Origin of the sequence: Haloactinospora alba, from assembly GCF_006717075.1 — a bacterium.
In the GTDB taxonomy this organism is placed as follows: Bacteria; Actinomycetota; Actinomycetes; order Streptosporangiales; family Streptosporangiaceae; genus Haloactinospora; species Haloactinospora alba.
In genome coordinates, this window is sequence record NZ_VFQC01000001.1 from 3,184,235 (window position 1) to 3,210,038 (window position 25,804).

General features: G+C 70.4%; 27 protein-coding genes and 1 CRISPR repeat array (1 of these 28 only partly in view). Of the genes, 10 read left to right on the top strand and 17 right to left on the bottom strand.

The annotated features are described in order from the left end of the window. A CRISPR array of direct repeats spans positions 1-134; the repeat unit is 31 nt; unit sequence GTTGCGATCCCTCCAGGGGTGATGAGTGGAC (it extends 227 nt beyond the left edge of the window). A 261-nt stretch (positions 135-395) separates the two neighbouring features. From FHX37_RS14300 to FHX37_RS14310, 3 genes are read right to left on the bottom strand one after another with little or no spacing between them, the layout of a single operon-like run. Then, positions 396-599 carry a hypothetical protein gene (locus tag FHX37_RS14300; protein WP_141924369.1) on the bottom strand — a complete coding sequence of 68 codons (204 nt, stop codon included), beginning with the start codon at positions 597-599 and terminating at the stop codon, positions 396-398. Continuing rightward, entirely contained in the window at positions 596-814 is a 219-nt protein-coding gene (locus FHX37_RS14305) for a MerR family transcriptional regulator (protein WP_141924370.1), read from the bottom strand. Before FHX37_RS14305 ends, FHX37_RS14300 begins: the two co-directional genes overlap by 4 nt. Then, on the bottom strand, positions 811-1,152 hold the full coding sequence (locus FHX37_RS14310; protein ID WP_141924371.1) for a hypothetical protein: 342 nt from the start codon (positions 1,150-1,152) through the stop codon (positions 811-813). Before FHX37_RS14310 ends, FHX37_RS14305 begins: the two co-directional genes overlap by 4 nt. A 317-nt stretch (positions 1,153-1,469) precedes the next feature. On the opposite strand from FHX37_RS14310, the gene FHX37_RS14315 reads away from it, so the two are divergent. From FHX37_RS14315 to FHX37_RS14335, 5 genes are all read left to right on the top strand, one after another. Further along, positions 1,470-2,315 (top strand): helix-turn-helix domain-containing protein, encoded by an 846-nt coding sequence (locus tag FHX37_RS14315; protein WP_246062290.1) that lies wholly within the window; start codon positions 1,470-1,472, stop codon positions 2,313-2,315. 15 nt (positions 2,316-2,330) lie between these two features. After that, entirely contained in the window at positions 2,331-2,519 is a 189-nt protein-coding gene (locus tag FHX37_RS14320) for a DUF397 domain-containing protein (RefSeq protein WP_141924372.1), read from the top strand. A gap of 190 nt (positions 2,520-2,709) precedes the next feature. After that, complete coding sequence (locus tag FHX37_RS14325) at positions 2,710-2,904, top strand: DUF397 domain-containing protein (protein WP_141924373.1); 195 nt, start codon at positions 2,710-2,712, stop codon at positions 2,902-2,904. Between the two features lie 114 nt (positions 2,905-3,018). After that, the gene (locus FHX37_RS14330; RefSeq protein WP_141924374.1) at positions 3,019-3,204 is read left to right on the top strand and encodes a DUF397 domain-containing protein; all 186 of its coding nucleotides are present in this window, start codon (positions 3,019-3,021) and stop codon (positions 3,202-3,204) included. An 891-nt stretch (positions 3,205-4,095) separates the two neighbouring features. Beyond that, a complete protein-coding gene (locus FHX37_RS14335; protein ID WP_170181590.1) occupies positions 4,096-4,527 on the top strand; it encodes a carboxypeptidase-like regulatory domain-containing protein in 432 nt (143 codons plus the stop codon). 91 nt (positions 4,528-4,618) lie between these two features. Here the strand turns inward: FHX37_RS14335 and FHX37_RS14340 are convergent, their stop codons facing one another. The 5 genes from FHX37_RS14340 to FHX37_RS14360 form a co-directional block, all read right to left on the bottom strand. After that, the gene (locus FHX37_RS14340) at positions 4,619-5,197 is read right to left on the bottom strand and encodes a PH domain-containing protein (RefSeq protein WP_141924376.1); all 579 of its coding nucleotides are present in this window, start codon (positions 5,195-5,197) and stop codon (positions 4,619-4,621) included. A gap of 97 nt (positions 5,198-5,294) precedes the next feature. Further along, the gene (locus FHX37_RS14345; protein WP_141924377.1) at positions 5,295-6,392 is read right to left on the bottom strand and encodes an adenosine deaminase; all 1,098 of its coding nucleotides are present in this window, start codon (positions 6,390-6,392) and stop codon (positions 5,295-5,297) included. 54 nt (positions 6,393-6,446) lie between these two features. Then, the gene (locus tag FHX37_RS14350) at positions 6,447-7,688 is read right to left on the bottom strand and encodes an amidohydrolase (RefSeq protein ID WP_141924378.1); all 1,242 of its coding nucleotides are present in this window, start codon (positions 7,686-7,688) and stop codon (positions 6,447-6,449) included. A 15-nt stretch (positions 7,689-7,703) separates the two neighbouring features. After that, the gene (locus FHX37_RS14355; protein WP_141924379.1) at positions 7,704-8,894 is read right to left on the bottom strand and encodes a glutamate--cysteine ligase; all 1,191 of its coding nucleotides are present in this window, start codon (positions 8,892-8,894) and stop codon (positions 7,704-7,706) included. Between the two features lie 414 nt (positions 8,895-9,308). Further along, on the bottom strand, positions 9,309-10,493 hold the full coding sequence (locus tag FHX37_RS14360) for a YihY/virulence factor BrkB family protein (RefSeq protein ID WP_141924380.1): 1,185 nt from the start codon (positions 10,491-10,493) through the stop codon (positions 9,309-9,311). Positions 10,494-10,769: 276 nt separating this feature from the next. On the opposite strand from FHX37_RS14360, the gene FHX37_RS14365 reads away from it, so the two are divergent. Both FHX37_RS14365 and FHX37_RS14370 read left to right on the top strand, forming a co-directional pair. Further along, a complete protein-coding gene (locus FHX37_RS14365) occupies positions 10,770-11,999 on the top strand; it encodes a galactokinase (RefSeq protein WP_141924381.1) in 1,230 nt (409 codons plus the stop codon). Positions 12,000-12,085: 86 nt separating this feature from the next. Beyond that, a complete protein-coding gene (locus FHX37_RS14370) occupies positions 12,086-13,300 on the top strand; it encodes an LCP family protein (RefSeq protein ID WP_141924382.1) in 1,215 nt (404 codons plus the stop codon). Positions 13,301-13,720: 420 nt separating this feature from the next. Here the strand turns inward: FHX37_RS14370 and FHX37_RS14375 are convergent, their stop codons facing one another. Next, positions 13,721-14,938: an NADP-dependent isocitrate dehydrogenase gene (locus FHX37_RS14375; RefSeq protein WP_141924383.1), complete on the bottom strand. Its 1,218-nt coding sequence runs from the start codon at positions 14,936-14,938 to the stop codon at positions 13,721-13,723. Between the two features lie 231 nt (positions 14,939-15,169). Then, a complete protein-coding gene (locus FHX37_RS14380; RefSeq protein ID WP_246062291.1) occupies positions 15,170-15,511 on the bottom strand; it encodes a DUF3017 domain-containing protein in 342 nt (113 codons plus the stop codon). Positions 15,512-16,028: 517 nt separating this feature from the next. Between FHX37_RS14380 and FHX37_RS14385 the strand changes: the two genes are divergently transcribed. After that, complete coding sequence (locus tag FHX37_RS14385) at positions 16,029-16,631, top strand: FHA domain-containing protein (RefSeq protein ID WP_141925267.1); 603 nt, start codon at positions 16,029-16,031, stop codon at positions 16,629-16,631. Positions 16,632-16,743: 112 nt separating this feature from the next. Here the strand turns inward: FHX37_RS14385 and FHX37_RS14390 are convergent, their stop codons facing one another. The 3 genes from FHX37_RS14390 to purN are packed head-to-tail and all read right to left on the bottom strand — an operon-like array spanning position 16,744 to position 19,845. After that, positions 16,744-17,595, bottom strand: coding sequence for a bifunctional methylenetetrahydrofolate dehydrogenase/methenyltetrahydrofolate cyclohydrolase (locus tag FHX37_RS14390; protein WP_141924384.1), 852 nt, complete (start codon positions 17,593-17,595; stop codon positions 16,744-16,746). Between the two features lie 31 nt (positions 17,596-17,626). Next, complete coding sequence (purH, locus tag FHX37_RS14395) at positions 17,627-19,195, bottom strand: bifunctional phosphoribosylaminoimidazolecarboxamide formyltransferase/IMP cyclohydrolase (RefSeq protein WP_141924385.1); 1,569 nt, start codon at positions 19,193-19,195, stop codon at positions 17,627-17,629. Beyond that, positions 19,192-19,845: a phosphoribosylglycinamide formyltransferase gene (purN, locus tag FHX37_RS14400; protein ID WP_141924386.1), complete on the bottom strand. Its 654-nt coding sequence runs from the start codon at positions 19,843-19,845 to the stop codon at positions 19,192-19,194. Before purN ends, purH begins: the two co-directional genes overlap by 4 nt. A gap of 290 nt (positions 19,846-20,135) precedes the next feature. Between purN and FHX37_RS14405 the strand changes: the two genes are divergently transcribed. Beyond that, a complete protein-coding gene (locus FHX37_RS14405) occupies positions 20,136-20,555 on the top strand; it encodes a DUF4190 domain-containing protein (protein ID WP_141924387.1) in 420 nt (139 codons plus the stop codon). Positions 20,556-20,564: 9 nt separating this feature from the next. On the opposite strand, the gene FHX37_RS14410 is transcribed toward FHX37_RS14405, so the two are convergent. From FHX37_RS14410 to FHX37_RS14425, 4 genes are all read right to left on the bottom strand, one after another. Further along, positions 20,565-22,160 carry a cell division protein PerM gene (locus FHX37_RS14410; RefSeq protein WP_449405182.1) on the bottom strand — a complete coding sequence of 532 codons (1,596 nt, stop codon included), beginning with the start codon at positions 22,158-22,160 and terminating at the stop codon, positions 20,565-20,567. A 141-nt stretch (positions 22,161-22,301) separates the two neighbouring features. Continuing rightward, positions 22,302-23,180, bottom strand: a complete 879-nt coding sequence (gene sucD / locus FHX37_RS14415; protein ID WP_141924388.1) for a succinate--CoA ligase subunit alpha — start codon at positions 23,178-23,180, stop codon at positions 22,302-22,304. A 22-nt stretch (positions 23,181-23,202) separates the two neighbouring features. After that, positions 23,203-24,384: an ADP-forming succinate--CoA ligase subunit beta gene (gene sucC / locus FHX37_RS14420; protein WP_141924389.1), complete on the bottom strand. Its 1,182-nt coding sequence runs from the start codon at positions 24,382-24,384 to the stop codon at positions 23,203-23,205. Between the two features lie 522 nt (positions 24,385-24,906). After that, positions 24,907-25,323, bottom strand: a complete 417-nt coding sequence (locus FHX37_RS14425) for a cobalamin B12-binding domain-containing protein (protein ID WP_141924390.1) — start codon at positions 25,321-25,323, stop codon at positions 24,907-24,909. A gap of 132 nt (positions 25,324-25,455) precedes the next feature. Between FHX37_RS14425 and FHX37_RS14430 the strand changes: the two genes are divergently transcribed. Further along, positions 25,456-25,743, top strand: coding sequence for a hypothetical protein (locus FHX37_RS14430; protein WP_141924391.1), 288 nt, complete (start codon positions 25,456-25,458; stop codon positions 25,741-25,743). Positions 25,744-25,804: the final 61 nt, after the last annotated feature.

The window sequence follows — 25,804 nt, forward strand, 5'->3', positions numbered from 1 at the left end:
CCGGCTCGCCGGCAGCGCCCCCCTGCCGGAGTTCTTGTGTTGCGATCCCTCCAGGGGTGATGAGTGGACCTCGAGCCACGTGGGCTCTCGTTGACCCGGACCCGTTGCGATCCCTCCAGGGGTGATGAGTGGACCCGAGGGTAAAGTCGCAGGTCACGCCGCAGTTGTAGGCGGCTGTGCGACCCGGTTTTGCAGCGACCCGGAAGTACTGCAGCCTCGCAGGTCACAGCGCTACAACACCCCCAGGCTTAGTGAGCTCTCGCCTCATGGTCCTTCCGGGAGAGGATAGCCCACCACGCCTGAGTGTTCCGGCGGGACGCGGTCCCTCACGTCACCGACGTCGCGGCGGGTTCCGCATCCGGGGGAAGTGGCCGGATACGGAACCCGTGCGGGGGTTACTGGTCGTGGTGGTGCGGGATCGCGGTGTCGGTGTCGTCGGTGTCCGTGTTCTCGTCGCCGAGCCAGGCAACCACGCGCGCGTGCAGTTCCTGGAGGATGTCGCGGATCTGGCCGGGCCACAGGGCGTTGCCGTCCATGGCCTGGGCGAGCTGATCCAGTAGGTCGCGCAGTTCGCAGCGTTCCTGCGGGGTGAGGTTCATGCCTGGCCACCCCCGTCGTCCTGGTGGTGGGTGGTGGCCCTCAGGGCCTGGACATCCTGGGGCAGGAAGCGGCGGTGCCCGCCCGGGGTGACCAGGACCGGGGCCAGGTGTCCCTGACGCACCCAGGCGTTCACCGTCGAGGTGGTCACGCCGAACACCTCGGCCACGTCGCCGGGCCGCAATAGAGTCGTGGACCAGTTCTGGGGGATCGTCATCGGGCCACTCCCACGGTGTTGGCCTGCTCGTGTTGGGACAGCCACTGGCGCACCAGCGGGGACAGTTCCTTGCGGACGTCGTCCAACCCGTCGCCGTACGTCGGCGAGGCGGAAGGCTCCGGTGCGGGGACGGCGGCGCCGCAGGCCGGGCAGTACCGCTCCTCCTCCCGCTGTTGGCGGTGGCGTTCGTACTCGGTCACGTAGGGCCGCACCGGATTGTGCTCCTCGGGATCGAGCGCCTCGGGCTCAACAAGCGGCGACTGGGGCGCCAGTGCGGGAGTCGCCTCCCGGTGGAACGGGATGGTGTGGCTGCGGGTCCCACCGCGTGGTGGAGGCACCGCGAATCGACGGGCCGTGCACCGTCGGGCAGGCGGTGGCGGTGCGGCGGATGCGGTCGTGCGCTCAGAACGCCTCTGGGGACGGGCAGGTGCTACAAAAACTACACAGAGTATCAAAACGAGGGCTATTAGTGACCAGGCGTCTCGGAGCATAAGTCACCTCGGGGTCAGGCCGACCGAGGCGGTCGGCGTCGGGTATCAGTAGTGACAGGATGCACCGTAACGTTTACATTTTCAACGGCTACATTGGAACTGCTGCTGTAGTAAATGTGCAAATGCGCAGGTCACGTAACAATCGATACAATCGAAAGGTTCACATGCCGGAGGATGATCCGATGCCCACCAGCCCCACAGTCAGGAGACGGCAGCTGTCCACCGAGTTGCGACGGTTGCGCCTGGAATCCGGGCACACCTTGGAAAGTGCTGCCGAGGCGCTCGAAACTTCTCGCGGCAAGATCAGCCACATCGAGACGGGGCGCCGCAAGAAGCCCTCCATGATCGACATCAATGCTCTGTTGGATCTCTATGGCGTGACCGATCCCCGCCAACGTGAGGCTGTCCTGAACCTGACACGGCAGTCACGTGAAACTGGCTGGTGGACGCGCTACGACGATGTGTTCACCGGTGCCTATGTCGGCCTGGAAGCCGAAGCGAGCCGTATCGATACATACGAACCCATGGTTGTTCCCGGCTTGCTCCAAACCCGGGAATACGCTGCGGAGATGGCCGAAGCCACGCTCAATCATCGTGATGCGCAGCGCTACGTAGAGGCCCGCATGCGCCGCCAAGAGATCCTGGAACGCGAAGACGCGCCCGACGTGTGGGCGATCATGGAAGAAGCGAGTCTGCGTCGCTTGGAACCATGGCCGGACCTACTGTTCGGACAGCTCGACCGACTGATTCAGGCGGCAACTGTTCCAGGAGCGGTTACGCTGCAACTCGTCCCCATGCAGGCAGGGCTTCATCCTGGGGTCGCAGGCGCGTTCGCGATCATGCAATTCGCAGACGCTCCCACGGTTGTTTACGCCGAGACGCTTACTGATGGGCTGTACGTGGAGCGCTCAGAGGAGATCGACGCCTACCGTCGGGCGTTCGATCATCTGCAGGGATTCGCTCTGAGCACTCGTGAAACCGTGTCGCTGCTGCGCGACCTGAAACCTTGAAGAAAGAGATCCCCGATGCACTCGATACCCAACAACCTGTGGCACGTTTCCACCTACTCCACCAGCAACAACTGTGTTGAGGTGGCTTCCCAGCCGGAGATCTCCGCTGTTCGGGATACCAAGAACCGCGAGCACGGGAATCTCCTCTTCTCCTCGCGTGAGTGGCGGGCGTTCGTCGAGGCCGTCAGGAACGAGGAGGTATAAAACCTCCCGGCATGCGAGGAGCCCCCGACGGCCACTGTCGGGGGCTCCAGCACTCTGATACCCGAGGCTGAGACTACCTTCCCAGCGGGAAGAAAACAGGCGGGAACACAGCGGTTTCCACCTGTAGCCTGTGGACGACTCGCAGGCGTTCCTTGAGAGCCCCAAGAAGTCCCACCCGTAAGGAACCGCGATGCCGAAGCCGTCCCGCCTGAACTTCCGCAAGTCCAGCTACAGCGGTCCCAAGACCGAGAACTGTGTAGAAATGGCTGACACCGGTTCGGGAGCAGCCGTCCGCGACTCCAAGCATCCTGAGGTCGGATATCTTGCCTTCCCAGCTACCGAATGGAATGTGTTCCTTGCTGAAGTAAGGCGAGGTGCTCTGTAGTCCAGAGACAGTTGAGGCGCGGCCCAGCTGCAGACGCTTTCGCCGAGCTCTCCGGCATGGCACTGCCCCCGAGGCAGTCGATCCAACGGATCAAGGAAGCAAGGGACTACCACTATGCTTAACAAGACCTTCCAGAAGAGTTCTTACTCAACCGGTGGGGCTTCCAACTGTGTCGAGTGCCGTGGTGACGAGCACACGGTCCAGATGCGCGACACCCAGAACCGCCAGGATGGGCACCTGTCGTTCTCCGCCTCCGAGTGGAGGGCGTTCCTCGACGAGGTCCGCGCCGAGAACCTGTAACCCCTGGCTCCGCACGCCCGGGCACGGAACCGGCCCGGGACTCCACCCTGCCCCGGGTGGAGCCGCAGAACGGCCGAGCAAAAATTCGTTCCGGCCGGTCCCTATCCGCGCCCAGGACCAGCCGGAACGATCTCGTGCGAGCATGGGCGCCGGTACGGCACCGCGGCTGGCGCCGCGTGGCGAGCGACATCCCGAGGCCGAGGATGGACAACGCCAGCCGCGATCCCGCCGGCACCCGCCGGTTCACTCCCGGACCCCGCGTTTTCCGGGCGCGAACCGGCGCGCTCCCTTCAGTGCGCCGCCGCGAGTACCGGAAACGGATCCGCGCTCCCGTCTCTGGCACCCGCACGCACGGGTGGCGAACCGTGCACGCGGCGCTCCCGCGTCTCCCTCCGCCACCCCGCGTCACGGTGTGGCGCTGCGCACCGCAGTCCATATTCGGTTGGACCGTCCGGAAAAGGAGGTACGCCGTCGGCGCTGTCCACCACACCCTTTCCTTAGGCATGCCTAACCTAAACATGTCGTGATCGCGGGGTCAACCCCCGCGACAGTCGGAGTGTGGTGTTCGGTGGGGTCGGGAACGCGAACGCCCCGGTCCAGTCGTTCGGCGATGGCGGGCCAGAACCTGGACGGGCAGCACCCCTGGACCGCCCCGTCACAGCCGCGACAGGATGGTCGGGCAGGAAACGGGAGTCGGCCTCCCGCAACGGCACCGCTGCCGCTGCCACCGGCTGCTCCTCCGCCAGAGAACCCACGTACGCACTGGCTGCCGCGGTATCGGCATTCATACCAATGGTCCCTACGGCTGGTACGACGCCGACCGCGCCACGCGGATTACCGAGAACGCGTGCAACAACCACGCCAACTGGAGTTCCCAGTAAGGAGGCTGCGGTGAGGCGCTGGCCGCTGCTACTCGCGTTGGCCTGTCTGGTGGGAACCATCGGCGGGTGCGCCGACCAGCGGTCCACACCTCCGGGCGGCGACGAACCGGCCTCCCGGGACGGGAGCTCACCGCCCCCCTCGTCCTCCTCGGGAGGGGAACAACGCGACGGTGTCGTGGGTCATGTCACCGCGGGCGACGGCACACCGCTCGAGGGCTGCAGCGTCACCGCTGACCCAACCTCCTTCCCGGCACCAGCGGTACCGGAGAAAGCGGTCATCACCGACGCCGACGGTCGCTACTACTGGTCCCTGCCTCCCGCGACGTACACGATCACCGCCTACTGCCCCCGTGACGAGGGCACCGGTCAACGCACCGGCGAGGTCACCGACCTCGCCGTCACGGAAGGCGAGGAGCACACCGCCGACATCACCGTCCGGTGAGACGCCCTCTCCCCTGCTCCCCTGTTGTCGCACCGGCGTGCCGAAAGCGGGCTCCCGTTTCCGGCCCCCCGCCAGAGGAGCCGCACGCCGCTCATCCCAGCAGCAGCGCCGCCAGTAGCAGAACCACCGGGATGCCGAGCGCCGCCAGCGCGTCCGGCGACCAGGACGTCACCGGCTCCTCGGTGTCAGAACCGCCCCCGGCGCCGGGGCGCGCCCGGCAGCGTTCCGCCTCGTCCCGGAGCTGTTTCGCCGCCAGCTCCGCCGGACGCATCCTGCTCGGGTCCTCGTCCGGCGCGTCCGCGTAGCCGTTGGCCCGCCGGAGGTTCTGCCGCACCCGCGCCCGCTTCGTCTCCCGCAGCGGCCACGAGCGGAAGACCCGCTCGCCCGCGTGCACCCGCAGCACGTCCGTGACGTCGGCCCACGTGAAAGCCGGCCAGGGGACGAACGTCTCCCGCAGCGGGTTCACCAGCCGCACGCCGCTCAGCGCCGGGACCACCCGCGGGCGCAGCCAGAGCACGTAGGCGCCGCCCACGGTCAGCAGCACCACGGCGCCGGCCACCAGCGACTGGCGGCCGGCGCCGTTCAGCGCGAGGTCCACCAGCAGCAGGGCGGCCAGCACCACCCATGCCCAGCCGAGGAAACGCGATAGCGGAGCTGTTATCGGCCTCATCGTGTGCCGGATGCCCGCCCCGGCCTGCCGGAACGCGGCACCCTCCTCCTTCCCGCTGGTGTCTCGGCGGGCGCTGGCGGCGCCCCGAGCGGCAAAACTACTCCGTCGCCCACTTGAGCTGGGCGAAGCCCGGCTTGATGTGCCCGTTGATCAACGCGAGCCGTTCGTCGAACGGCAGGAACGACGACTTCATCGCGTTCACCGTGAACCATTGCAGATCGTCCCAACCGTAGCCGAAGGCCTCGCACAGCTTCGCGAACTCCTCGGACATGGTCGTTCCGCTCTGCAGCCGGTTGTCGGTGTTGACCGTGATCCGGAAACGCTGCCGGCGCAGCATCCCGATCGGGTGCTTCTCGATCGAGTCCGCGGCCCCCGTCTGCACGTTGGAACTCGGGCACAGCTCCAGCGGGATGCGCTTGTCCCGCACGTAGTTCGCCAGCCTCCCCATCCTGAGGCCGCCCGACGGCGAGGACTCGATGTCGTCCACGATCCGCACGCCGTGCCCCAGGCGGTCGGTGCCGCACCACTGCAGCGCCTCCCAGATCGACGGGAGGCCGAACGCCTCCCCCGCGTGGATCGTGAAGTGGAAGTTCTCCCGCCTGAGGTACTCGAAGGCGTCCAGGTGGCGCGTGGGCGGGTATCCGGCCTCGGCTCCGGCGATGTCGAAGCCGACCACTCCCGCGTCCCGGTACCGCACGGCGAGCTCGGCGATCTCCTGGGAGCGGGCCGCGTGCCGCATCGCCGTCAGCAGGGTGCCGATGCGGATCTGGTTGCCCGCGCGGGCGGCCCGCTCACGTCCCTGCTCGAAACCCTCCAGCACCGCCTCGACCACCTGGTCCAGGGTGAGTCCCCCCTCCAGGTGCTGCTCCGGCGCGTAACGCACCTCGGCGTAGACGACCCCGTCAGCGGCCAGGTCCTCGGCGCACTCCGCCGCCACCCGTACGAGCGCCTCCCGGCTCTGCATCACCCCGACGGTGTGCGTGAACGTCTCCAGGTACCGTTCCAGACTCCCGGAATCGGCGGACTCCCGGAACCAGGTCTCCAGCTGTGCCACGTCCGTCGTGGGCAGACCGGTGTAACCTTGGGCTTCGGCCAGCTCCACCACGGTCCGCGGGCGCAGCCCTCCGTCGAGGTGGTCGTGCAGCAGCGCCTTGGGCGCCTGCCGGATCTGTTCCAGGGTCAGGTTTTGGCTCATGCCCACCAGGATGCCACCCACCGAGGCCGCGGCGCGTGCCCCGGTTGCCCCCGGTCACGCCAGCGCGGCGTCCCCGACGGCCGCGCCGCCGCGCGCGCGTGCGTACTCCCACAGCGCCGTGAGCGCTGTCGCCGCCATGAGCCGCACACCGGTGTCGATGGACTGCTCGTCCACGTCGAAGGTGCCGCGGTGCAGGTCCAGCATCGGGGAGCTGGAGGTGGGAGAGTGCGTCCCCAACCGGGCCATCGCCCCCGGCACGTGTTCCAGGTACCAGGCGAAGTCCTCCCCGCCGAGACTCTGCGGGGTGGTCGCCTCCGCCTCCGCGCCCAGCACCTGCGAGCAGGCCGCGCGCAGCATCCCCACACTGCTGGACTCGTTCACGGTCGGGGGGACGCCGCGCCGGTAGTCCACGTCGGCCTGGGCCCCGTAGCCGGACACCACTCCCTGGACCAGCTCCTCGACCAGTTCCGGAGCCTCGTGCCAGGCGTCGTCGTCCAGGCAGCGCACCGTGCCCTCGGCCACGCCGTCGTCCGGGATCGCGTTGGGTGTGGACCCGGAACTGATCCGACCCCACACCAGGCTCAGCCCGGCACGGGGGTCGACGCGGCGGGACAGCGCGGCGGGCAGCTCGGTGACCACCTTGCCCAGCGCGTAGACGATGTCGGAGGTCAGGTGCGGCCGCGCCGTGTGCCCGCCGGCACCGGACAGCCGCACCATGACCCGGTCACAGGCGGCGGTGAGGGCGCCGACCCGCAACCCCACCTGTCCCGCCAGCAGCCGGGGGTCGCAGTGCAGCGCGAAGATGCGGTCCACACCCTCGAGCCCGCCGGCATCGATCACCTCCTGGGAACCCCCGGGCAGCTCCTCGGCCGGCTGGAAGAGCAGCCGCACCCTGCCCGGGAGCGCTCCGGCCCGGTCCTGCTGCGCCAGGAACAGGCCGGCGGCCAGCAGCACCGTGGTGTGCACGTCGTGCCCGCAGGCGTGTGCGGCACCCGGCACCGTGGAGCGGTACGGGACCTCCTTCTCGTCGGTCAGCGGCAACGCGTCGATGTCGCCACGCAACGCCACGCTGGGACCCTCGCCCGACCCGATGTCGCAGATGAGTCCCGTGCCCTGGGGAAGCGTTCTCGGCTCCAGGCCGGCGTCCCGCAACCACTGCGCCACCCGCTGGGTGGTCCGGTGCTCCGCGAACGCCAACTCCGGGTGCATGTGCAGGTCACGCCGGAAATCGACGAGTTCCCGCCTGTGCCGCGCCAGAAAAGCTGTCAACTGTTCCCGCAGGTCACGCCCCTGCATGCGAGGGTCCCCTCTTCATCGACGAATGTTGGTGACCGGCGTCGCCGCCGGTGCTGTCGTGGCCCGCAGTGGGGCCGATATCCCGGTGTCGAACTCGGTGGCGAGCGAGGCGACGACATCGTTGAGTGTCCCGCCCTGGTTCAGGACCGCCCGTTGCCGCTCGTAGGAGGCGCCGTTGTCCAGCACCTCGAACACGGTCTCCAGCTCCTCGGCGCAACCGAGCCGCGTGGCGACCGGTTCCAGCTCGCGGACGAGTTCGTACAGGTCATCGCGGAGCGGTGCGGTACTGCCGCGTTCGTTCGTGATGACCCGAGCATCCAGCCCGTACCGGGTGGCCCGCCACTTGTTGTCCTGCACGACCCACGCCGAGGGACTGGGCAGGCTGTAACCACGGTCGAGCTGCTGGTCGAACAGACGCACCAGACTCTGCGACAGAGCCGCGGCCATTCCGACCTCGCGTAGGGTCGGAATTCCGTCGAACATCCGGATCTCGATGGTTCCGAAATCCGGATGAGGCCGGACATCCCACCAGACTTCCTTGATGCTGGCGATCGTTCCCGCCCTCAGCAGGGTATCCATGTATTCCTCGAACGCGTTCCAGTTCGCCAGGTTCGGGGGCGGTCCGGCGGTCGGGAGCGCGCCGAACACGATCGACCGGCTGGACGCCAGGCCGGTGTCGTGCCCGTTCCAGAAAGGACTGGAAGCGGTCAGCGCGAGGAAATGCGGGAGGTAGTTCGCCAACGCGTTCACGATCGGGATCGTCTTCTCCGCGGAACGCACCCCGACATGCACGTGCACCCCGAAGGTGAGAATGCGACGCGCCAGCCACTGCATCTGATCGACGAGTTCACCGTAGCGCTGGATGGGGGAGAGCGTCTGGTCGCGCCAGTCGCCCAACGGGTGGGTGCCGGCGCACACGAGGCCCGCCTGGCGCGGTTCCAGGACACTGTTGAGGCGATGGACAGTGCCCGCCAGGTCGGCTTTGACCTCCTCGACGGTTTCGCAGATCCCGGTGACGAGCTCCACCTGGCACTGCATGAGTTCGTGCCGCAGCGGGGGGTGGGTGGGAGCTACCGACAATTCCGGCAGTTCCCCCAGGATTTGTTGGGCTTCCTGACGGAGATGGCGAGTGTGCGCGTCGACAAGCTGCAGCTCCCATTCCACCCCGAGCGTGGTGCGGTCAGAAGCGTTGAATTCAATGGCCACGGTCAACCTCCGCGCTGTGTTCCGGCCGGTCCGCTCACCGGCACCAGACGCACACACCCCGGGACAACCCGGGTTTCGGTGCGCCCCATGGCCGGCTCCATTCCCCTAAGAGACACGCGCGGATGTGACCCGGCTCGTCGACGGGTAAACCCGCAATTTGCCGCAAAATTCCCCACGAAGGCGAAAGTCCCGGTGACACCGCCGGTTCTCCGTGACTCCGTCCCAGAATGCGAGCACCACCGCGCGGGTCCGGCGCCGCCCTCCCACCGGGACCTCGGAACCACGGGGCCGCCCACGGATTCCCCGGAACCCGGCGGACACGACCAGCCCGTCCGCGACCACCGCCCAGGTTACACAACCAAAGCACGACGCACCGAAGAGTAATCGACATGTAATGCGCAGGGGTGCCGGTGCTTACGTACGGGCGCTGTCCCGCCGCGCCCGGCGACGGCGATTCGCCACGATCCACACGGCGGCCGCCACGACGGCGGCCGGCGCCGCCAGCCGGCGCGCCACCCGCGCCAGCGCACGGCGCCGCGCGCGCCCTCGGGAACGCGCCACCCGCTCCGCCGTGGGACGGGAGGGCAGGACCGCGCTGTACCGCACGCTGTCCTGCGGATGCACCTCCGGACGCGCGGGGTCGGTCGCGGTGGCCCCGGCCGGCATCGCCACCGGGGTCGTCCCCTGGTACGGCGGTAGCACCGGCAACCACGTGGCGGTCCACGCCGCGCCGAAGAGCACCACCCGGCTGACCAGGTTGATCCACACCAGCAACCCCACGAGCACGGCGAACGACGCGTACACCGGGTTGCTGAGTGTTCCTCCCACGAGCACGGCCCCCAGGGACTTGAGCACCTCGAAACCGACCGCGGTCAGCAGCGCGCCGCGCCACAGCACCCGCCACGAGCTGCGGGTCCCCGACAGCTGCGCGAACAGCACCAGGAAGATCACCAGGCTCATGGCGATCGCGACGACGAACCCCAGCACCCGCAACCCGAAACCCGCCAGCGCGGAGTCCGCCAACCCCACCCACGCGAGCAGCCAGTCCGTGGCCGCCTGCGCGACGCTGGTGAGCGCCACCGACGCCAGCAGCGCCAGCCCCAGCACCACCATGACGGCGATGTCGAGGAGTTTGGCCACGACGATGTTCGGCCCCTCCGACACGTTCTTCAGCCACACCCGGTGCAGCGCGACGCGCAGCGCGGAGACCGACCCCAGACCGGCGTAGAGCAGCCCCAGCAGGCCGCCCGCACCGGCTCCGGCGCGCGCCTCGGCGATCCGGTCCACCGGTAGCTCGTTCGCCAGCCCCGGAAGCACGTCCCGGATGGCCTGGTCCAGGTACTCCCGCGCCTCGTCCTGGAACACGGCCGCGTAGCCCGCGATGGCGAAGGCGAGCGCGAGCAGCGGGAAGAACGACAGGAAAACGAAGTACGTGACGGAACCCGCGAGCTGGTTGCCGCCGCTGTCCGCGTAACGTTCGTAGGCCCGCACCGCGTGGTCCAGAACCGGCCAACGCTGCCGCGCGGACCACGCCCGGTCCGCCGCCGCGTTGGCGTACTCGCGCGCCCGCGCCTTCACCCTTCCCAACACCGAAGCCATGGCCCCTCACCTCGTCGCCGCTCCCGCGGCCGCCAACGCTCCCGGCCAGCAGACCGGCGGCCAAGCCCAGCGGTACTCACCATCGCTACACTGCACGCGTGCGTTCCCACCAGCCTCCCACGCCGCCCGCGGGCGCCGCGGGTGGAAACGCCACCGTGCCGTGCGGCCACCGCTTCCCGTCGGCAGGGCCAGTGAACCGGCCCCGCCGGCCGCCGAGCGCCGGCCGAGGCACCCACGACCACGACGCAACGACCCTTCGCACCGGCAAGGCACCACATGAGCACACTGCACAGACTGCTGCGACCGTTGCGGGGCGACCGCGCCGCGACGGACGAGGAACCGCCGGTCTCCGACGGCGCCTCCCCCGACGAGCTGTCGGCGGCGTTCACCTCCCGCTACGGCCACACCCCCGCGGGTGTGTGGTGGGCCCCCGGACAGGCCGCCCTGCTGGGGGAACACACCGGTGACAGCGGCATGACCCTGACCACGGCGCTCCCCTGGGGCGTCTCGCTCGCCCTCGCGCCGACCGACGACGGGACGCTCCGGGTCGCCAGCCGCGGCGCCAGCGGACAGGCCGTCCGCCTGGCCCCGGGCAGGCAACCGCTGGGCGCCCCCGCGTGGGCCGGCCGGGTGGCAGGGGTCGTCCGGGCCGCCCGCGAGTCGGGGCAGCTTCCCGACGGGGCGGGCGCGCGCGTCCTGGTGGACTCCGACCTTCCCGCGGGCGGGGGGTTCGCCGCCGCGGCGGCGTTGGAGTGCGCGGTCCTGGTCGCACTGGCCCAGGCGCACGGGAACGACGCCCTGGCGAAGGACCCGGCGGCCCTGGCCCGTGTCTCCCACACGCCCGGGGGCGGGTCCCACGGCGCGTCCACCGGCCCCGCCCGTGCCGCGGCGTTGCGGTACTCGCGGGGCAACGCGCTTCTCACCGACCGCCGCAGCGGCCGCACCAGCACCGTCCCGCTGGATCCGCACCGCTCCGGAGTGGAGCTCCTCGTGATCACACCCCGGCAGCGGCACGGCCTCCGTGCCGGAACGGCGGGCAGGCGCCGCGCCGAGTGCGCGCGCGCCGCGCGGCTGCTGGGGGTCGACGCGCTACCGGACGTCGCCGACCTCACCCGGGCTCTGGATACACTGAACGACCCGGTGCTGCGCCGCCGGGTGCAGCACGTGGTGACCGAGGCCCACCGGGTCAACGCCGCGAGCGGACTGCTGCGCGTGGGGGCGGTGGGCGAGCTCGGCGCGCTGCTCACGTCCTCGCACCTGTCCCTGCGGGACCAGTTCGCGGTGTCCTCCCCCACGACGGACGCCGCTGTGGAGGCCTCCTCCGCGGCAGCGCGCGGCGCCCGGATGGTCGGCGGGCGCGGGGAGAGCGCGCTCGTTCTCGCCGACGCCCACCGGGCGGCGGAGGTGCGGCGCGCGGTCAGCGCGGCGTTCGACTCCCGCGGGTGGCCCGAACCCGAGGTCCGCCCGGCCTGTCCGGCCGCCGGGGCGCACCGCGTCGACGGCTGAGCGGGGCGGGGAACCGGCCGGTGGTGGCGGCCGGTCCCAGGGACGGCACACGTGAACGGCGCGACGCGAAGGATGGCGGACAGAGTATGGCGGACAGACCGCGCAGACCCAGCTCCCGGTCCGGGAGCGGGTCGAATGATTCCAACCGTACGGGCGTGTTCCGCAGACCCTCCGGTGGCGGGGCCGACGAGATCGAGAAGCTGTACCGGCCGCGCCGTTCGCAGCAGAACTCCGGCGGTGACGCGGGTGGGTCCGCACGGCGCCGCCCGGCCTCGGGGGGTTCCGGCCGGGGAAGCTCCGGCCGGGGAGGCGGCATCGACGGTTCCGGGCAGGCGCGGCGGGAACGGGAGCAGCGGCGCCGACGGCGCCGGACACTGCTGGTCCTGCTGCTGGTGGTGCTCGTCATGGTGCCCACCGCGTTCTACCTGTGGGCCGACTCCCGGCTGGAACGGGTGGAGGCGCTGCCGGAGTACGAGGGCCAGCCCGAGGAACAGCCCGGCACGACCTACATGATCGTCGGCTCGGACAGCCGGGAGGGGCTCAGCGACGAGGACAAGCAGGATCTGGGCACCGGCGACGCCGAGGGCAAACGCACCGACACGATCATGGTGCTGTACGTCCCCGAGGAGGGCACCCCCTCCATCGTCAGCGTCCCGCGCGACTCCTACGTCACCGTTCCCGGATTGGGGAAGAACAAGATCAACGCCGCCTTCGCCACAGCGGCCGGCGGGGGCCCCGCGACCCTGGTGCAGACGTTCGAGCAGGCCAGCGGGGTACGGATCGACCACTACGTGGAGATCGGCTTCTCCGGTTTCGTGGACATCGTGGACGCCGTCGGAGGCGTCGAGATGTGCCCCGAGGAGGCGATGGAGGACCCCAAGGCCAACCTCGACATCGAGGCGGGCTGCCAGGACATGGACGGCAGCACCGCCCTGGGCTACGTGCGCACGCGGGCCTCGCCGCGGGCCGACCTCGACCGGATCGAACGCCAGCGCGAGTTCTTCAGCGCACTGGTGGACAAGACCACATCGCCGGGGACGCTGCTCAACCCGGTGCGGTCCGTGCCGCTGGTGACCGACGGCACCGAGACGTTCGAGGTGGGAGAGGACGACCACCTCAGCGACCTCGGGTGGATGGCGCTGGCGATGCGCGACGACCCCGAGACGACGTCCGTCCCCATCGGCACCACCACGCGCACCGAGGTGGGCTCCTCCGTGCTGTGGGACGAGCAGCGCTCGGAGGAGATGTTCGGCGCGATGCGCTCCGGGGAGGAGATCCCCGAGTCGGCCATGCAGGAGTGAGGCGGTTCCGGGCCGGCGGCGGCGCCGGCTCCGGTCCGGAACGGGCCCGGACATGGGAAGGGCCCGCCGTGTAGCACGACGGGCCCTTCCTTGACGTTCCGCACCGCGCGCGCCTACCCCCCAGCGGGCGCGTGGCCGGCACGTCGACCTGGATGATCATGTGCCCCGGTGTTCCCGGAGCGGAGCGCTTCCGCGCGGCGATCCGCCGAAGCACTGCCTCCAGAGTACGGCAAGATACGCAAATTACGCGAATCGTACTAATGTGGCATCTCTGACATTACCGCAGGCCAGAGCACTGCCACCGGTTCCCAGTATTGCACTGCGGCCCCCGCACGCGCGGGAGAACGCCGAAATCCGCCCCACACACGTCCGTCCCGCCGCGAGGGGCGGGACGGTGGTGCAGGAAAGCGCCGGTTCCGGTCAGGAGAGGCGCTTGGCCAGGTTCTCGTCCAGCGCGGCCAGGAACTCCTCCGTGGTGAGCCAGTCCTGCTCCCCGCCGATGAGCAGGGCCAGGTCCTTGGTCATCTGACCGCCCTCGACCGTGGAGACGACCACCTTCTCCAGGGTGTTGGCGAACTCCACCACCGCCGGGGTGTTGTCCTGCTTGCCGCGGTGCTCCAGACCCCGCGTCCAGGCGAAGATGGAGGCGATGGGGTTGGTGGAGGTGGCCTTGCCCTGCTGGTGCTGGCGGTAGTGCCGCGTGACCGTGCCGTGGGCCGCCTCGGCCTCCACGGTCCGGCCGTCCGCGGTGCGCAGCACCGAGGTCATCAGCCCCAGCGAGCCGAAGCCCTGGGCGACTGTGTCGGACTGGACGTCACCGTCGTAGTTCTTGCACGCCCACACGTAGCCGCCCTCCCACTTGAGCGCGGCGGCGACCATGTCGTCGATCAGCCGGTGCTCGTAGGTGAGGCCGGCCGCCTCGAAGGCGTCCTTGAACTCGTTCTCGTAGATCTCGGCGAACACGTCCTTGAACATGCCGTCGTAGGACTTGAGGATCGTGTTCTTGGTGGACAGGTACACCGGGTAGCCGCGGTCGAGCCCGTAGTTGAAGCTGGCGCGGGCGAAGTCCTCGATGGACCGGCGGTAGTTGTACATGCCCAGGGCGACGCCGCCGTCCTCGGGGAACTGGGCGACCTCCATCTCGATGGGTTCCCCGCCGTCGTCCGGCGTGTAGGTGATCGTCACCGTGCCGGGGCCGGGAACCTTGAAGTCGCTCGCCCGGTACTGGTCGGCGTGGGCGTGCCTGCCGATGATGATGGGCTGGGTCCAGCTCGGAACCAGCCGGGGCACGTTCTCGCAGATGATGGGCTCGCGGAAGACCACGCCGCCGAGGATGTTACGGATGGTCCCGTTGGGGGACCGCCACATCTTCTTCAGCCCGAACTCCTCGACCCGGGCCTCGTCCGGGGTGATGGTGGCGCACTTGACACCGGTCCCGTACTGCTTGATGGCATTGGCGGCGTCCACCGTCACCTGGTCGTCGGTGCGGTCGCGCTCCTCGATGCCGAGGTCGTAGTACTTGAGGTCGATGTCCAGGTAGGGCAGGATCAGCCGGTCCTTGATGAAGGACCAGATGATCCGGGTCATCTCGTCGCCGTCCAGCTCTACTACAGGGTTGGCAACCTTGATTTTGGCCATGGTCGTGTGGCTGTCCCTTCGTTTCGGCTCACGTTCATGTGGCTGGAGGCCAAGCCGCGCAGCACGTCCGCCGCTCCACCGACCGTGGCCGTGTACGCGCCCGCCTCATGAGCTCGCCGCACAGCAGTGAACCGCCAGGTCCCTGGTTCTCTCCCGTTCGCGGTCAACCCCCCGGCGGTTCCGTGAAACGAACATATGCGGTATCTCGATATCAAGCTTATTAGACGCGCGTCACGCGAGTTGCGGTGCTACCCACGCCAGCACGATCAGAAGCACCGCCAGGGTCACCGTCGTCAGCACGTCGACCCACCAGCGCCGTACCGCCAGCAGCCCCACCCGCTCGGCCGGCAGGAGCACGCGCAGCAGCGCGGCCAGCAGCAGCGCACCGGCGACCACCGCCGGACCGCGTTTGAAGTGCGCCGCCGCCACGATGACCAGGCCGGCTCCCATGGCCGCCATCACCAGCAGGTAGGGAATCTGGACGAACCACGCCGGCACCGCGGGCTCGGCGGACGGTTCCCCCTCCCCGTCCGGACCCTGCTGTGATGCTGTCTCCGCCGCGTTCCGATCCACCGTGATCCTCACCTTGACGTAGGTCCTGCTTTTCGGACGCTTGTCCTGCTGCGCGCCGCCCCAGGACACCGCCCCGCGGCGTTCTCGTCGGTCGGCGGAGGGTCCGCTCCGCCTCCCTGACCGGCCGTGCCGGGGCGGCACCGGAGACGCCGCTCGCGACGAACAGCGCCCAAAAAACAGGACCTAGTGACGTCCACCCGCCGCGCCACACCGGACACGCCGCGCGGCCGCTGCGACCGCGCCCGATTATGCCAACCGCACCGGCCCCGCCGCCGGCGGCGAGCACCTCCGGCGGCGCCGCCCGCGCCGCACCTCCCACGAATGCCCGCAAAGGAGCGTAGAACGAACAGCAGCCGGGTAACACACCATGAGATGAGTGCCACGGTGAGCGAGGACCCCTCCCATGAACCCCACTCAACCAACGGCTAGCGACCGCACCGCCCCCGTACCGACACCCCCGCCCCGAACCCGCCGTGCCCCACCGCAACGGATGCGTTCCACCCTGGAGGCACCCCCCGTGGACGGGCCCTACATCCGGCTCGAGGAGAGCGGGGAGGTGCAGCAGCTCAACACCGACGTCACCACTGTAGGGCGCGGGGAGGGCACCGACATCCGCCTCAGCGACCCGAGCGTGTCGCAGCTGCACGCCGAACTGGTGCGTCGCGGTCCCTACGTGTACGTCGCCGACAGCGGCCTCTCCCGCAACGGGACCCGGGTCAACGGCCGCCCCGTCGCGCGGCGGGTGCTCGAGGACGGCGACGTCGTCAGCTTCGGTACCGCCCGCGGCAAGATCGGGGGGCTCGGCTACGAGGACCTCTCCCCCGAGGCGGAGCTCCGGCGCAGCTCCGCACCGGAGCTGACCCGCAGGGAGCTGGACGTGCTCACGGCCCTGTGCAGCCCCGTGCTGTCCGAGGAGGCCTTCGTGTCGCCCGCGACCGCGCGTCAGATCGCCGAGGACCTCGTGGTCACCGAGGCGGCAGTCAAACAGCACCTGCTCCGCCTCTACCAGAAGTTCCGGATACCGGAAGGAGCGAACCGCCGCACCCGGCTGGCCAACGAGGTCGTGGCGCTGGGACTGATACGCCCCCTGCCGTCCCTGAACACCAACCGCCGGCGGTGAGACCCGGCCGGGCGCGACGCTCCGGGGCCGGGCCTCACCACGGGAGAGAGGACCGGCCCCGGAGACCGGGTGTCCCGGCGGAACCGGAACGCGGCTCCGCCGGTCCGGCGGCTCAACCTGCCTGGCGCTCCGCGGCCTCCACCAGGTTGACGAGCAGCATCGCCCGCGTCATCGGACCCACGCCACCGGGGTTGGGCGACACGTAACCGGCCACCTCACGCACGTCCGGGGCCACGTCCCCGGCGACCCCCTGGTCCGTCCGGGTCACCCCGACGTCCAGCACAGCCGAGCCCGGTTTGACCATGTCCTGGGTGATGAGGCCGGGAACGCCCGCCCCGGCGACCACGATGTCAGCGCGGCGCGTGTGCGCGGCGAGGTCGCGCGTTCCGGTGTGGCACGAGGTCACCGTGGCGTTCTCACTGCGGCGGGTCATCAGCAGCCCCAGCGGGCGGCCGACCGTGACCCCCCTGCCGACCACGACGACCTCCGCGCCCCGCAACGGGATCTCGTAGCGGTTCAACAGCTCCACGATGCCGCGCGGCGTGCACGGCAGCGGCGCCTCCTGCGTCAGCACCAGCTTGCCCAGGTTGGAGGGCTGCAACCCGTCGGCGTCCTTGTTCGGGTCGATCATGCCCAGCACCCGGTTCTCGTCCACCCCGCGCGGCAGCGGGAGCTGGACGATGTAGCCGGTGCAGGCGGGGTCGGCGTTGAACTCCGCCACCGCCGCCTCGATCTCCTCCTGGGTGGCGCTGGCCGGGAGCTCCCGGCGGAGGCTCTCGATCCCCACCTCGGCACAGTCCCGGTGCTTACCGGAGACGTAGGCGTGGCTGCCCGGGTCGTCGCCCACCAGAAGCGTTCCCAGGCCGGGGGTGACGCCCTTCGCCCGCAACGCCGCGACCCGGTCCACGAGCTCCGCGCGGATCGCGCCCGCGGTGGCCTTCCCATCAAGAATCTGCGCGCCCATCGCGCCCCTCCGTACGGCTCGGTTTTCCTGCTCAGTGGTAGAAATGCCGGGTTCCGGTGGTGTACATCGGGATACCGGCCCGTTGCGCCGCGGCGGCGACCTCCTCGTCCCGCAGCGACCCGCCCGGCTGGACCACCGCGCGCACCCCCGCCTCGGTGAGCACGTCGAGACCGTCCGGGAACGGGAAGAAGGCGTCACTGGCCGCGACGGCGCCGGCGGCCCGCTCCCCGGCGCGGGTGACCGCCAACCGCGCGGCGTCGACCCGGTTGACCTGGCCCATGCCCACCCCGACGGTGGCGCGGTCGTGCGCCAGCAGGATCGCGTTGGACTTGACCGCCCGCGCCGCCCGCCACGCGAACGCCAGGTCGGCCAGTGTCGCCTCGTCGGCGGCGGGACCCGCACGCAGCTCCCACGCCTCCGGGTCGTCACCGGCGGCGTCCAGCGCGTCGGCGGACTGCAGCAGCACACCGCCGCTGATCCGGTGCACCTCGGTCATCCCGGCGCGCTGAGGCTCCGTGACCCGCAACAGCCGGATGTTCTTCTTGCGGGTCAGCACCTCGACCGCGTCCGGTTCGAACTCCGGCGCCGCCAGCACCTCGGTGAAGACCTCCGCGACCTGTTCGGCCATCGCCGCGCTCACCGGCCGGTTGGTGGCGATGACACCGCCGAACGCCGACACGGGGTCGCAGGCGTGGGCCTTGCGGTGCGCCTCGGCGATGTCGGCGCCGGTCGCGATGCCGCACGGGTTGGCGTGCTTGATGACAGCCACACACGGTTCGGTGAAGTCGTTGGCGGCACGCAGCGCCGCGTCCCCGTCGACGTAGTTGTTGTAGGACATCTCCTTGCCGTGGAACAGCTGGGCGCCGGCCAGGCCGGTCCCAGCGGCGCCGGCGTCCCGGTAGAGCGCCGCCCGCTGGTGGGGGTTCTCCCCGTAGCGCAGCGGCGCCACCCGCTCGTAGGTCGCGGCGTGGAACCCCGGCCAGCCGGTGGACTCCGCCACGTCGTCCGGGGCGTAGCTGCCGGCGAACCAGCGGGCCACGGCGGCGTCGTACCCGGCGGTGTGCGCGAAGGCGTCGGCGGCGAGGCGCTGGCGCTGCGTTCCGGTGAACCCTCCGGCGGTCACCGCCTCCAGCACCTCGTCGTAGCGCCCCGGGTCGACGACGACGGCGAGGCTGTTGTGGTTCTTGGCGGCGGCCCGGACCATGGCGGGGCCGCCGATGTCGATCTTCTCGATGCACTCCTGCGGGTCCGCCCCCGTGGCCACCGTGTCCTCGAAGGGGTAGAGGTTCACCACCACCAGGTCGAAGGGGGCGATGCCGAGGTCGTCGAGAGTGGCGGTGTGATCCGCGCTGTCCCGATCGGCCAGCAGCCCCGCGTGGATGTTGGGGTGGAGGGTCTTCACCCGCCCCTGCAGACACTCGGGGAAGCCGGTGACCTCCTCAACCGGGGTGACCGGAACATCGATCTCCGTCATCCTGGCCGCGGTGGAGCCAGTGGAGACGATCTCCACTCCCGCCTCCGCGAGCCCGTAGGCCAGTTCCTCCAGGCCGGTCTTGTCGTAGACGCTGATCAACGCGCGCCGAACGGGCCGCTGACTCACCGGTTCTCCTCTGTTATGTCGCCGGATACGCGGGCGGAACCGGCATCGTCCGGCCCCAACCGCACCTGTCGTTGTTCCACGGCCCAACCGTGGGTGGCGAGCCGGCCCACCACGTCGACCAGCATGTCCCGCTCCACGGTCTTGATGCGGCCGTGCAGACTCGTGACGTCGTCGTCGGGGCGCACCCGGACCGCCGCCTGCTCGATGACGGGCCCCGTGTCCACGCCCTCGTCCACGAAGTGCACGGTCGCCCCGGTGACACGCACCCCGTAGGCGAGGGCGTCGCGGACGGCGTGGGCCCCCGGGAACGCCGGAAGCAGCGCCGGGTGGCTGTTGACGACGGTGTGGCGGGCCAGGAACTCGGGGCCGAGGATCCGCATGAAACCCGCCGCCACCACGAGGTCGGGCGTGAACTCCCCCACCCGCCGGGCGAGTTCGGCGTCCCACTGCTGCCGGTCCGGGTACTCCCCGAACGGGACGGTGAACGTGGGAACGCCCGCGCGGCGGGCGTGGTCGAGCCCTTGGGCGCTCTCCCGGTCCGCGCCGACGGCGGCGACGCGCACACCGTAGGCCGGATCGGCCGCAGCATCGAGCAGGGCAGCCATGGTGCTTCCCACACCGGAAACGAGGACGACTACTCGCGCCGACAGTGTGCTTCCTCCTTCACGGGAAAGAGCCAGAGATGCGAAACGCTCCCGTGTCCCGGGGGCGCGTTGGGAACGCGCGGCATCCGGGAACGCGCGGACACGGGTGAACGGGCCGAAGAAGCCCGGAAGCGGCCGGCGGCCGAGCGCATCCGCCCCGTCCGCGTGGTCACTCTATCTTGCGCGGTAACGTCTGTCCCAAGAGGATCCGGAACGCAGGCTCGGTTTCCGCAGCGCTGCGCCCCGGGCCCGGCCAACGCTTCCGACACGTCCGGCACAGCCACGAAGGAGCCCCGGTGAGCAACGAGCAGCCCGAGTCCAACCCCAACGGGCGACCATCCGCTACGGAGCGGGGCGGCCTGTGGGGCGTCTTCTTTTCCGCCGCCGGGTTGCTGCTTCCGCCGTTCGGAATCGTGCTGTCCCTGTTCGGCATCTTCCAGGGCCGGCGGGCGCGCCGCTCCGGACGGGAACGCAACGTTCCGGCCCCGGGCGCCGTGTTCAGCATGGTTCTCGGCTGGATCGGCGTCACGTTCTCGGCTTTCGCGATCGCCGGGTGGGCCGTGTTCTACGACGAGTACACCGCCTACCAGGCGTGCACGCAGCGGGCGCACACGGTCAGTTCCCAGGAGCAGTGCGACGAGAGCTTCCGCCAGGCCGTTGCCGAACGCGCCGGCCTTCCCGAGGAACAGGTCCCCGCTCTGGACGGCGTCGTCTGACGAGCGCTCTCACCGCTGGGTGCCGTCCTCGGCGCCGGCCTCGTAGGTGATCCCGAACAGGTCGTCCTCCGCGCCGTCGCGGTCGTCGCCCGCGTCCCGGTCCCGTCGGAACCTCAGCCGCGGCACCCGCAACCTCCCCAGCCACGCGCGGCGCCGTGTCCCCTCCCCGGCCCGGGGCGCCCCGGTCTCCTCCTTCGGTTGGTCCGCGTCGGCGGGCGCCTCCCCGGCCGGTTCGGGCTCCGCCGTGGCAGGCACCGGCCGCGCGTCCTGAGCATCGGCGGTCGTGTCCGCCGCCTCCGCCGCGCCGGCCGGCGTACGGCGCGTCCTCGGCCGGACGGGGCGGAACCGCCACCAGGTGGCCACCCACACCGCCACGGCCGCGGCCGCACCCACCTCGGCCGCCGCGGCGAGTCCCACCTGCCACGCCGACGGGCCGATCGCGGCCAACCGCTGGCCCCCCAGCGATCCTCCGGCCACACCCGCCAGCACCGCGCACATCATCCCTGTCGTGGCACCAGTGGCCAGGCCCCACAACGGTGAGGTCCCCGCCACCACCTCCGGGGCGCTGCGCTGGGCGAGCGTCCCGCCGACGGCACCGGCGACGAACGGTCCCGCCACGGCCGCCAACGACACCACCGGAGCGGGGCCGTTGTCGGGCAGGGCCGCCAGCATCGGGAACATGGGCAGCTCACCCACCGACACGCCACTCGGCGCCACAGCCGTGTCGGTGCCCATCGTGAACCCCGGACCGGTCGCGTACGACAGGCCGAACACCACCGCGTTCGGCAGGTAGAGAAGCTGGGCCAGTACCAGCAGCGTCCCCCCGACGGCGCCCGGCGCCAGTTCCCCGGTGATGTCCGCGGCCTCGGGAGCGCCCGCGGCGAGGCCGGCCCCGAAGAGGAGCAGGCCCACCGCCAGCAGCGTCGCGGTGGATCCGAGCGTGCCGACGAGAAGCGGGCGGTACCGGTCCGGAATCTGCGCCAGCAGCCTCCGGCGCGGGATGCGGTTGTCCTTCATCAGCTGCCGCAGCGCGCCCAGCCCTCCGGCCACGAACGCCAGCGCGAAACCGGCGACGAGTGCCTGCAGCAGGCTGGGGCGCATGCTCTCGGTCCGCACCGCGAGCGCCAGTGTCCCGCAGATCGCCGCGTAGGGCCCGGAGATCGCCACCGCCGCGCGGAACATGTGACGCAGCCGGGGGAGGTCGCAGGTGCGCGCCAGCCACCGGCCCGCGCGAAACAGCAGCAGCCCCGGCAGCACCAGCAGCCCGAGCGGCAGCAGGGAGACGCTTCCGCCGGGTATGCCGACCCCCACGAGGTGGCCGACCAGCCACGCCTGCACCGCGGTGCGCAACACGTCGAGGATGTCCTCACCGATCGTGCCGTGCGGGGCGGCGACCCAGCCGAGCACGGTGAAGGTGGTCAGTACCGCCAGGCCGACACCGGCCGCCGAGGCGGCCGCGAACCCTCCGGCGGTGTACAGGGGGCGGGAGTCGCCGCCGGCCGCCGGGGTCGCTGCCCGGTCGGCGCGGCCGGTGGTTCTGTCACCGTGGCCCGCCTTCGAACCGCGGGTCGTGGACTGTCGTGGGGGCGCGCTCACCCGACCCATGCTGCCATCCCCGCCACACCACCGCCCCGCGCACTCCCGGGCGTGTCGCGGCCGCGGCGTTGGGGGATCGGACACACGACGGCCCCGTCCGCCGGGGACACGGCTGGACGGGGCCGGTAGCGTCAGCCAGGCGTTACGCGGTCAGAACAGGCCACGAGCGAGCTTGGCCGTCTCGCTGGGGGTCTTGCCGACCTTGACGCCGACCGCCTCCAGCGCCTCCTTCTTCGCGGAGGCGGTGCCGGCGGAACCGGAGACGATGGCGCCGGCGTGGCCCATGGTCTTGCCCTCCGGCGCCGTGAACCCGGCGACGTAACCAACGACGGGCTTGGACACGTTGTCCTTGATGAACTCGGCGGCGCGCTCCTCGGCGTCCCCGCCGATCTCCCCGATCATCACGATGGCGTCGGTGTCCGGGTCGGCCTCGAACGCCTCCAGCGCGTCGATGTGCGTGGTCCCGATGATCGGGTCGCCGCCGATCCCCACGCAGGTGGAGAACCCGATGTCCCGCAGCTCGTACATCATCTGGTACGTCAGCGTCCCGGACTTCGACACCAGACCGATCCGCCCCGGCTCGGTGATGTCGGAGGGGATGATGCCGGCGTTGGACCCGCCCGGCGTGATGACGCCGGGGCAGTTCGGGCCGACGACACGGGTCCGGTTGCCCTGCGACTGCGCGTAGGCCCAGAACGCCGCCGTGTCGTGCACCGGGATGCCCTCGGTGATCACCACGGCCAGCCCGATACCGGCGTCGACGGCCTCGATCACGGCGTCCTTGCTGAACTTCGGCGGGACGAAGATCACGGTGACGTCCGCGCCGGTCTGCTCCATACCGTCGGCCACGGAAGCGAAGACCGGAACCTGGGTGCCGTCGAAGTCCACGCTCTGCCCGGCCTTGCGGGGGTTGACCCCGCCCACGATCTGGGTGCCGGAGGCCAGCATGCGGCGGGTGTGCTTGGTGCCCTCAGAGCCGGTCATGCCCTGCACCAGCACCTTGCTGTCCTTGGTCAGAAAAATAGCCATTGTCGCTGCTCGCTCTTCGCTTCTACTTCGCGGCCAGCTCGGCAGCCTGGGCGGCGGCGCCGTCCATGGTGTCCAGTTGGCGCACGGCCGGATGGTTGCGGTCGTTGAGGATCTTGCGCCCGAGCTCGGCGTTGTTCCCGTCCAGGCGCACCACCAGCGGCTTGCTGACGTCGTCGCCGCGGCTCTCCAGCAGCTCCAGCGCCTGCACGATGCCGTTGGCCACCGCGTCGCAGGCGGTGATGCCGCCGAAGACGTTCACGAAGACGCTGCGCACGTCGGAGTCACCGAGGATGATCTCCAGACCGTTGGCCATCACCTCGGCGGAGGCGCCACCACCGATGTCCAGGAAGTTGGCCGGTTTCGCCCCGCCGCGGCTCTCTCCGGCGTAGGCCACCACGTCCAGGGTGGACATGACCAGGCCGGCGCCGTTGCCGATGATGCCGACCTCACCGTCCAGCTTGACGTAGTTGAGGCCCTTCTCCTTGGCGGCCACCTCGAGGGGGTCGCCCTCGGCCGCGACCTTGCGGCTCTCCAGGTCCTGGCGGAAGGCGGCGTTCTCGTCCAGCGTGACCTTGGCGTCCAGCGCCACCACGCGGCCGTCCCCCGTCAGGATCAGCGGGTTGACCTCGACCAGGGTGGCGTCAGCGCCGACGAACACGTCCCACAGCTTGGTGATGAGCTCGACGGCGCCGGCGGCGGCCTGTTCGGGGAGCTTGCCGCGCCGCACGATGTCCGCGGCCACCTCGGCCGGGGCGCCCTTCAGGGCGTCGATCTCCACCTTGGCGACGGCGTCCGGGTTGGAAGCCGCGACCTCCTCGATCTCCACCCCGCCCTCTGCGGAGCAGATGGACAGGAACGTCCGGTTGGCGCGGTCGAGCAGGAAGGAGAAGTAGTACTCCTCCTCGATCGCGCTGGCTTCCTCCACCAGCACGCGGTGCACGGTGTGTCCCTTGATGTCCATGCCCAGGATCTCCTCGGCCTTCGCCTGAGCGTCCTGGGCGTCGTCGGCCACTTTGACGCCGCCGGCCTTACCCCGGCCGCCGGCCTTGACCTGCGCCTTGACGACAACGCGGGAAGTGCCCGCCGCCGCGAATTCCTCGGCGATAGCACGCGCCTCTTGCGGCGTGCTCGCCACCTTTCCCTGGGGTACGGGGACCCCATACTCCGCGAAGAGTTCCTTCGCCTGGTATTCGAACAGGTCCACGAGGGTCCGTCCTTGTAACTCGCTGGCTGCAGTAAATTGCGGAGGTCGTGTCAGTCAACCGGCGGAACCTTCGTGAGGTCGGCCGCGTTGGAAGATACGAGGAACGCTGTTTAAGCCATCCGCACCAGGGGAAGCTTAGCTCTCCTCGCCGTTCACCTCTGACACTGGCCCCGCACCACTCGGCGTGTTGTGGCCGGGAACACGGCGCCGCACCGCCGCCCACGGGCAGCAGCTCTGGGAAAACGTGTGACGACTCACACCGCGCTTCACACTCGTAACCGGCATGTTCCCACCGAGCCGACCCGCGTAACGCGCGGCCGCGCCCCGGCGCGCCGACCACCAGCGGCCGCCCGGACTCCCGGGGCCTGTGCGGCGGACGCTGTTCGTCGCGAGCGGCGCCTCCGGTGCCGCCCGGCACGGCCGGCCAGGGAGGCGGAGCGGACCCTCCGGCGGCCGGCGGGAACGCCGCCGGGCGGTGTGCCGGGGGCGACACGCACCAGGACAAGCGTTCGGAAACAGGGCCTAACCGACAGCGGAGGCCGGCCGGATGTTCTCCCGCACCCACGTGGCGATCTCCGAGGTGGCCGACCCGGGGGTGAACACCTTCGCCACTCCCAGACGCTCCAGCTCGGGAATGTCCTCGTCGGGGATGATCCCCCCGCCGAACACCCGGATGTCCTCGGCGCCGTTCTCCCAGAGGAGCTCCATCACGCGGGAGAAGATCGTCATGTGCGCCCCGGAGAGCACCGACAGGCCGATCGCGTCCGCGTCCTCCTGCAGCGCGGCGTCCACGATCATCTCCGGTGTCTGGCGCAGCCCCGCGTACACCACCTCCACACCGGCGTCGCGCAGTGTGCGAGCGACGATCTTCACACCGCGGTCGTGTCCGTCCAGACCCGGTTTGGCGATGACAACCCGTACCGCTGACGACGTGCCCATGTTCGGTCCCTTTCCCGACGTGGTGCCGCTTCACCCTCGTTCGTCCGGCGACGCACGGCTTCCCGCCCTACGTGAGCAGCGTAACGTACGTCACTACGCGATGAACGGTTCGGGTGCGGGTAGACCCGGGGCATGGCCAGTGATCTGGATCGACTGACAACGGAGGAGCTCCGGGATCGCGCTGTCGCGCTCGCGCGCCACCGGTGGGACGTGCGGTTCTTCTGGAGGCTGCTCACCTACCTGCCCGCCGCCGAGGCCGGGGCCGGCAGGCTCGAGGCCAGCGACGCCACCGTGGCCCAGGCCTCCGGCCTGTTCCACGAGGCCCTCGCCTCGGAGGACGACCCGCAGGTGCAGGAGGCGCTGCGGCCGCTCTACATCGACTACCTGTCCAACTACGAGGAGGGGGAGGCGGCGGGGTGAACCGGGCGCTCCGGGGCACCCGCCCCGCCACCCCCATGTCCGAAATCCGCTAGCCTCCGCG

What these genes read in the sequence shown, in the direction of transcription:
- FHX37_RS14340 (WP_141924376.1), bottom strand. Translation starts at nt 5,197, where the DNA reads ATGAGGCCGATAACAGCTCCGCTATCGCGTTTCCTCGGCTGGGCATGG.
- FHX37_RS14305 (WP_141924370.1), bottom strand. Translation starts at nt 814, where the DNA reads ATGACGATCCCCCAGAACTGGTCCACGACTCTATTGCGGCCCGGCGAC.
- FHX37_RS14300 (WP_141924369.1), bottom strand. Translation starts at nt 599, where the DNA reads ATGAACCTCACCCCGCAGGAACGCTGCGAACTGCGCGACCTACTGGAT.
- FHX37_RS14315 (WP_246062290.1), top strand. Translation starts at nt 1,470, where the DNA reads ATGCCGGAGGATGATCCGATGCCCACCAGCCCCACAGTCAGGAGACGG.
- sucD (WP_141924388.1), bottom strand. Translation starts at nt 23,180, where the DNA reads ATGGCTATTTTTCTGACCAAGGACAGCAAGGTGCTGGTGCAGGGCATG.
- FHX37_RS14345 (WP_141924377.1), bottom strand. Translation starts at nt 6,392, where the DNA reads ATGAGCCAAAACCTGACCCTGGAACAGATCCGGCAGGCGCCCAAGGCG.
- FHX37_RS14425 (WP_141924390.1), bottom strand. Translation starts at nt 25,323, where the DNA reads ATGGGCACGTCGTCAGCGGTACGGGTTGTCATCGCCAAACCGGGTCTG.
- FHX37_RS14430 (WP_141924391.1), top strand. Translation starts at nt 25,456, where the DNA reads ATGGCCAGTGATCTGGATCGACTGACAACGGAGGAGCTCCGGGATCGC.
- FHX37_RS14365 (WP_141924381.1), top strand. Translation starts at nt 10,770, where the DNA reads ATGAGCACACTGCACAGACTGCTGCGACCGTTGCGGGGCGACCGCGCC.
- FHX37_RS14330 (WP_141924374.1), top strand. Translation starts at nt 3,019, where the DNA reads ATGCTTAACAAGACCTTCCAGAAGAGTTCTTACTCAACCGGTGGGGCT.
- FHX37_RS14375 (WP_141924383.1), bottom strand. Translation starts at nt 14,938, where the DNA reads ATGGCCAAAATCAAGGTTGCCAACCCTGTAGTAGAGCTGGACGGCGAC.
- FHX37_RS14410 (WP_449405182.1), bottom strand. Translation starts at nt 22,160, where the DNA reads ATGGGTCGGGTGAGCGCGCCCCCACGACAGTCCACGACCCGCGGTTCG.
- FHX37_RS14320 (WP_141924372.1), top strand. Translation starts at nt 2,331, where the DNA reads ATGCACTCGATACCCAACAACCTGTGGCACGTTTCCACCTACTCCACC.
- FHX37_RS14370 (WP_141924382.1), top strand. Translation starts at nt 12,086, where the DNA reads ATGGCGGACAGACCGCGCAGACCCAGCTCCCGGTCCGGGAGCGGGTCG.
- FHX37_RS14350 (WP_141924378.1), bottom strand. Translation starts at nt 7,688, where the DNA reads ATGCAGGGGCGTGACCTGCGGGAACAGTTGACAGCTTTTCTGGCGCGG.
- FHX37_RS14325 (WP_141924373.1), top strand. Translation starts at nt 2,710, where the DNA reads ATGCCGAAGCCGTCCCGCCTGAACTTCCGCAAGTCCAGCTACAGCGGT.
- FHX37_RS14390 (WP_141924384.1), bottom strand. Translation starts at nt 17,595, where the DNA reads ATGGGCGCGCAGATTCTTGATGGGAAGGCCACCGCGGGCGCGATCCGC.
- FHX37_RS14360 (WP_141924380.1), bottom strand. Translation starts at nt 10,493, where the DNA reads ATGGCTTCGGTGTTGGGAAGGGTGAAGGCGCGGGCGCGCGAGTACGCC.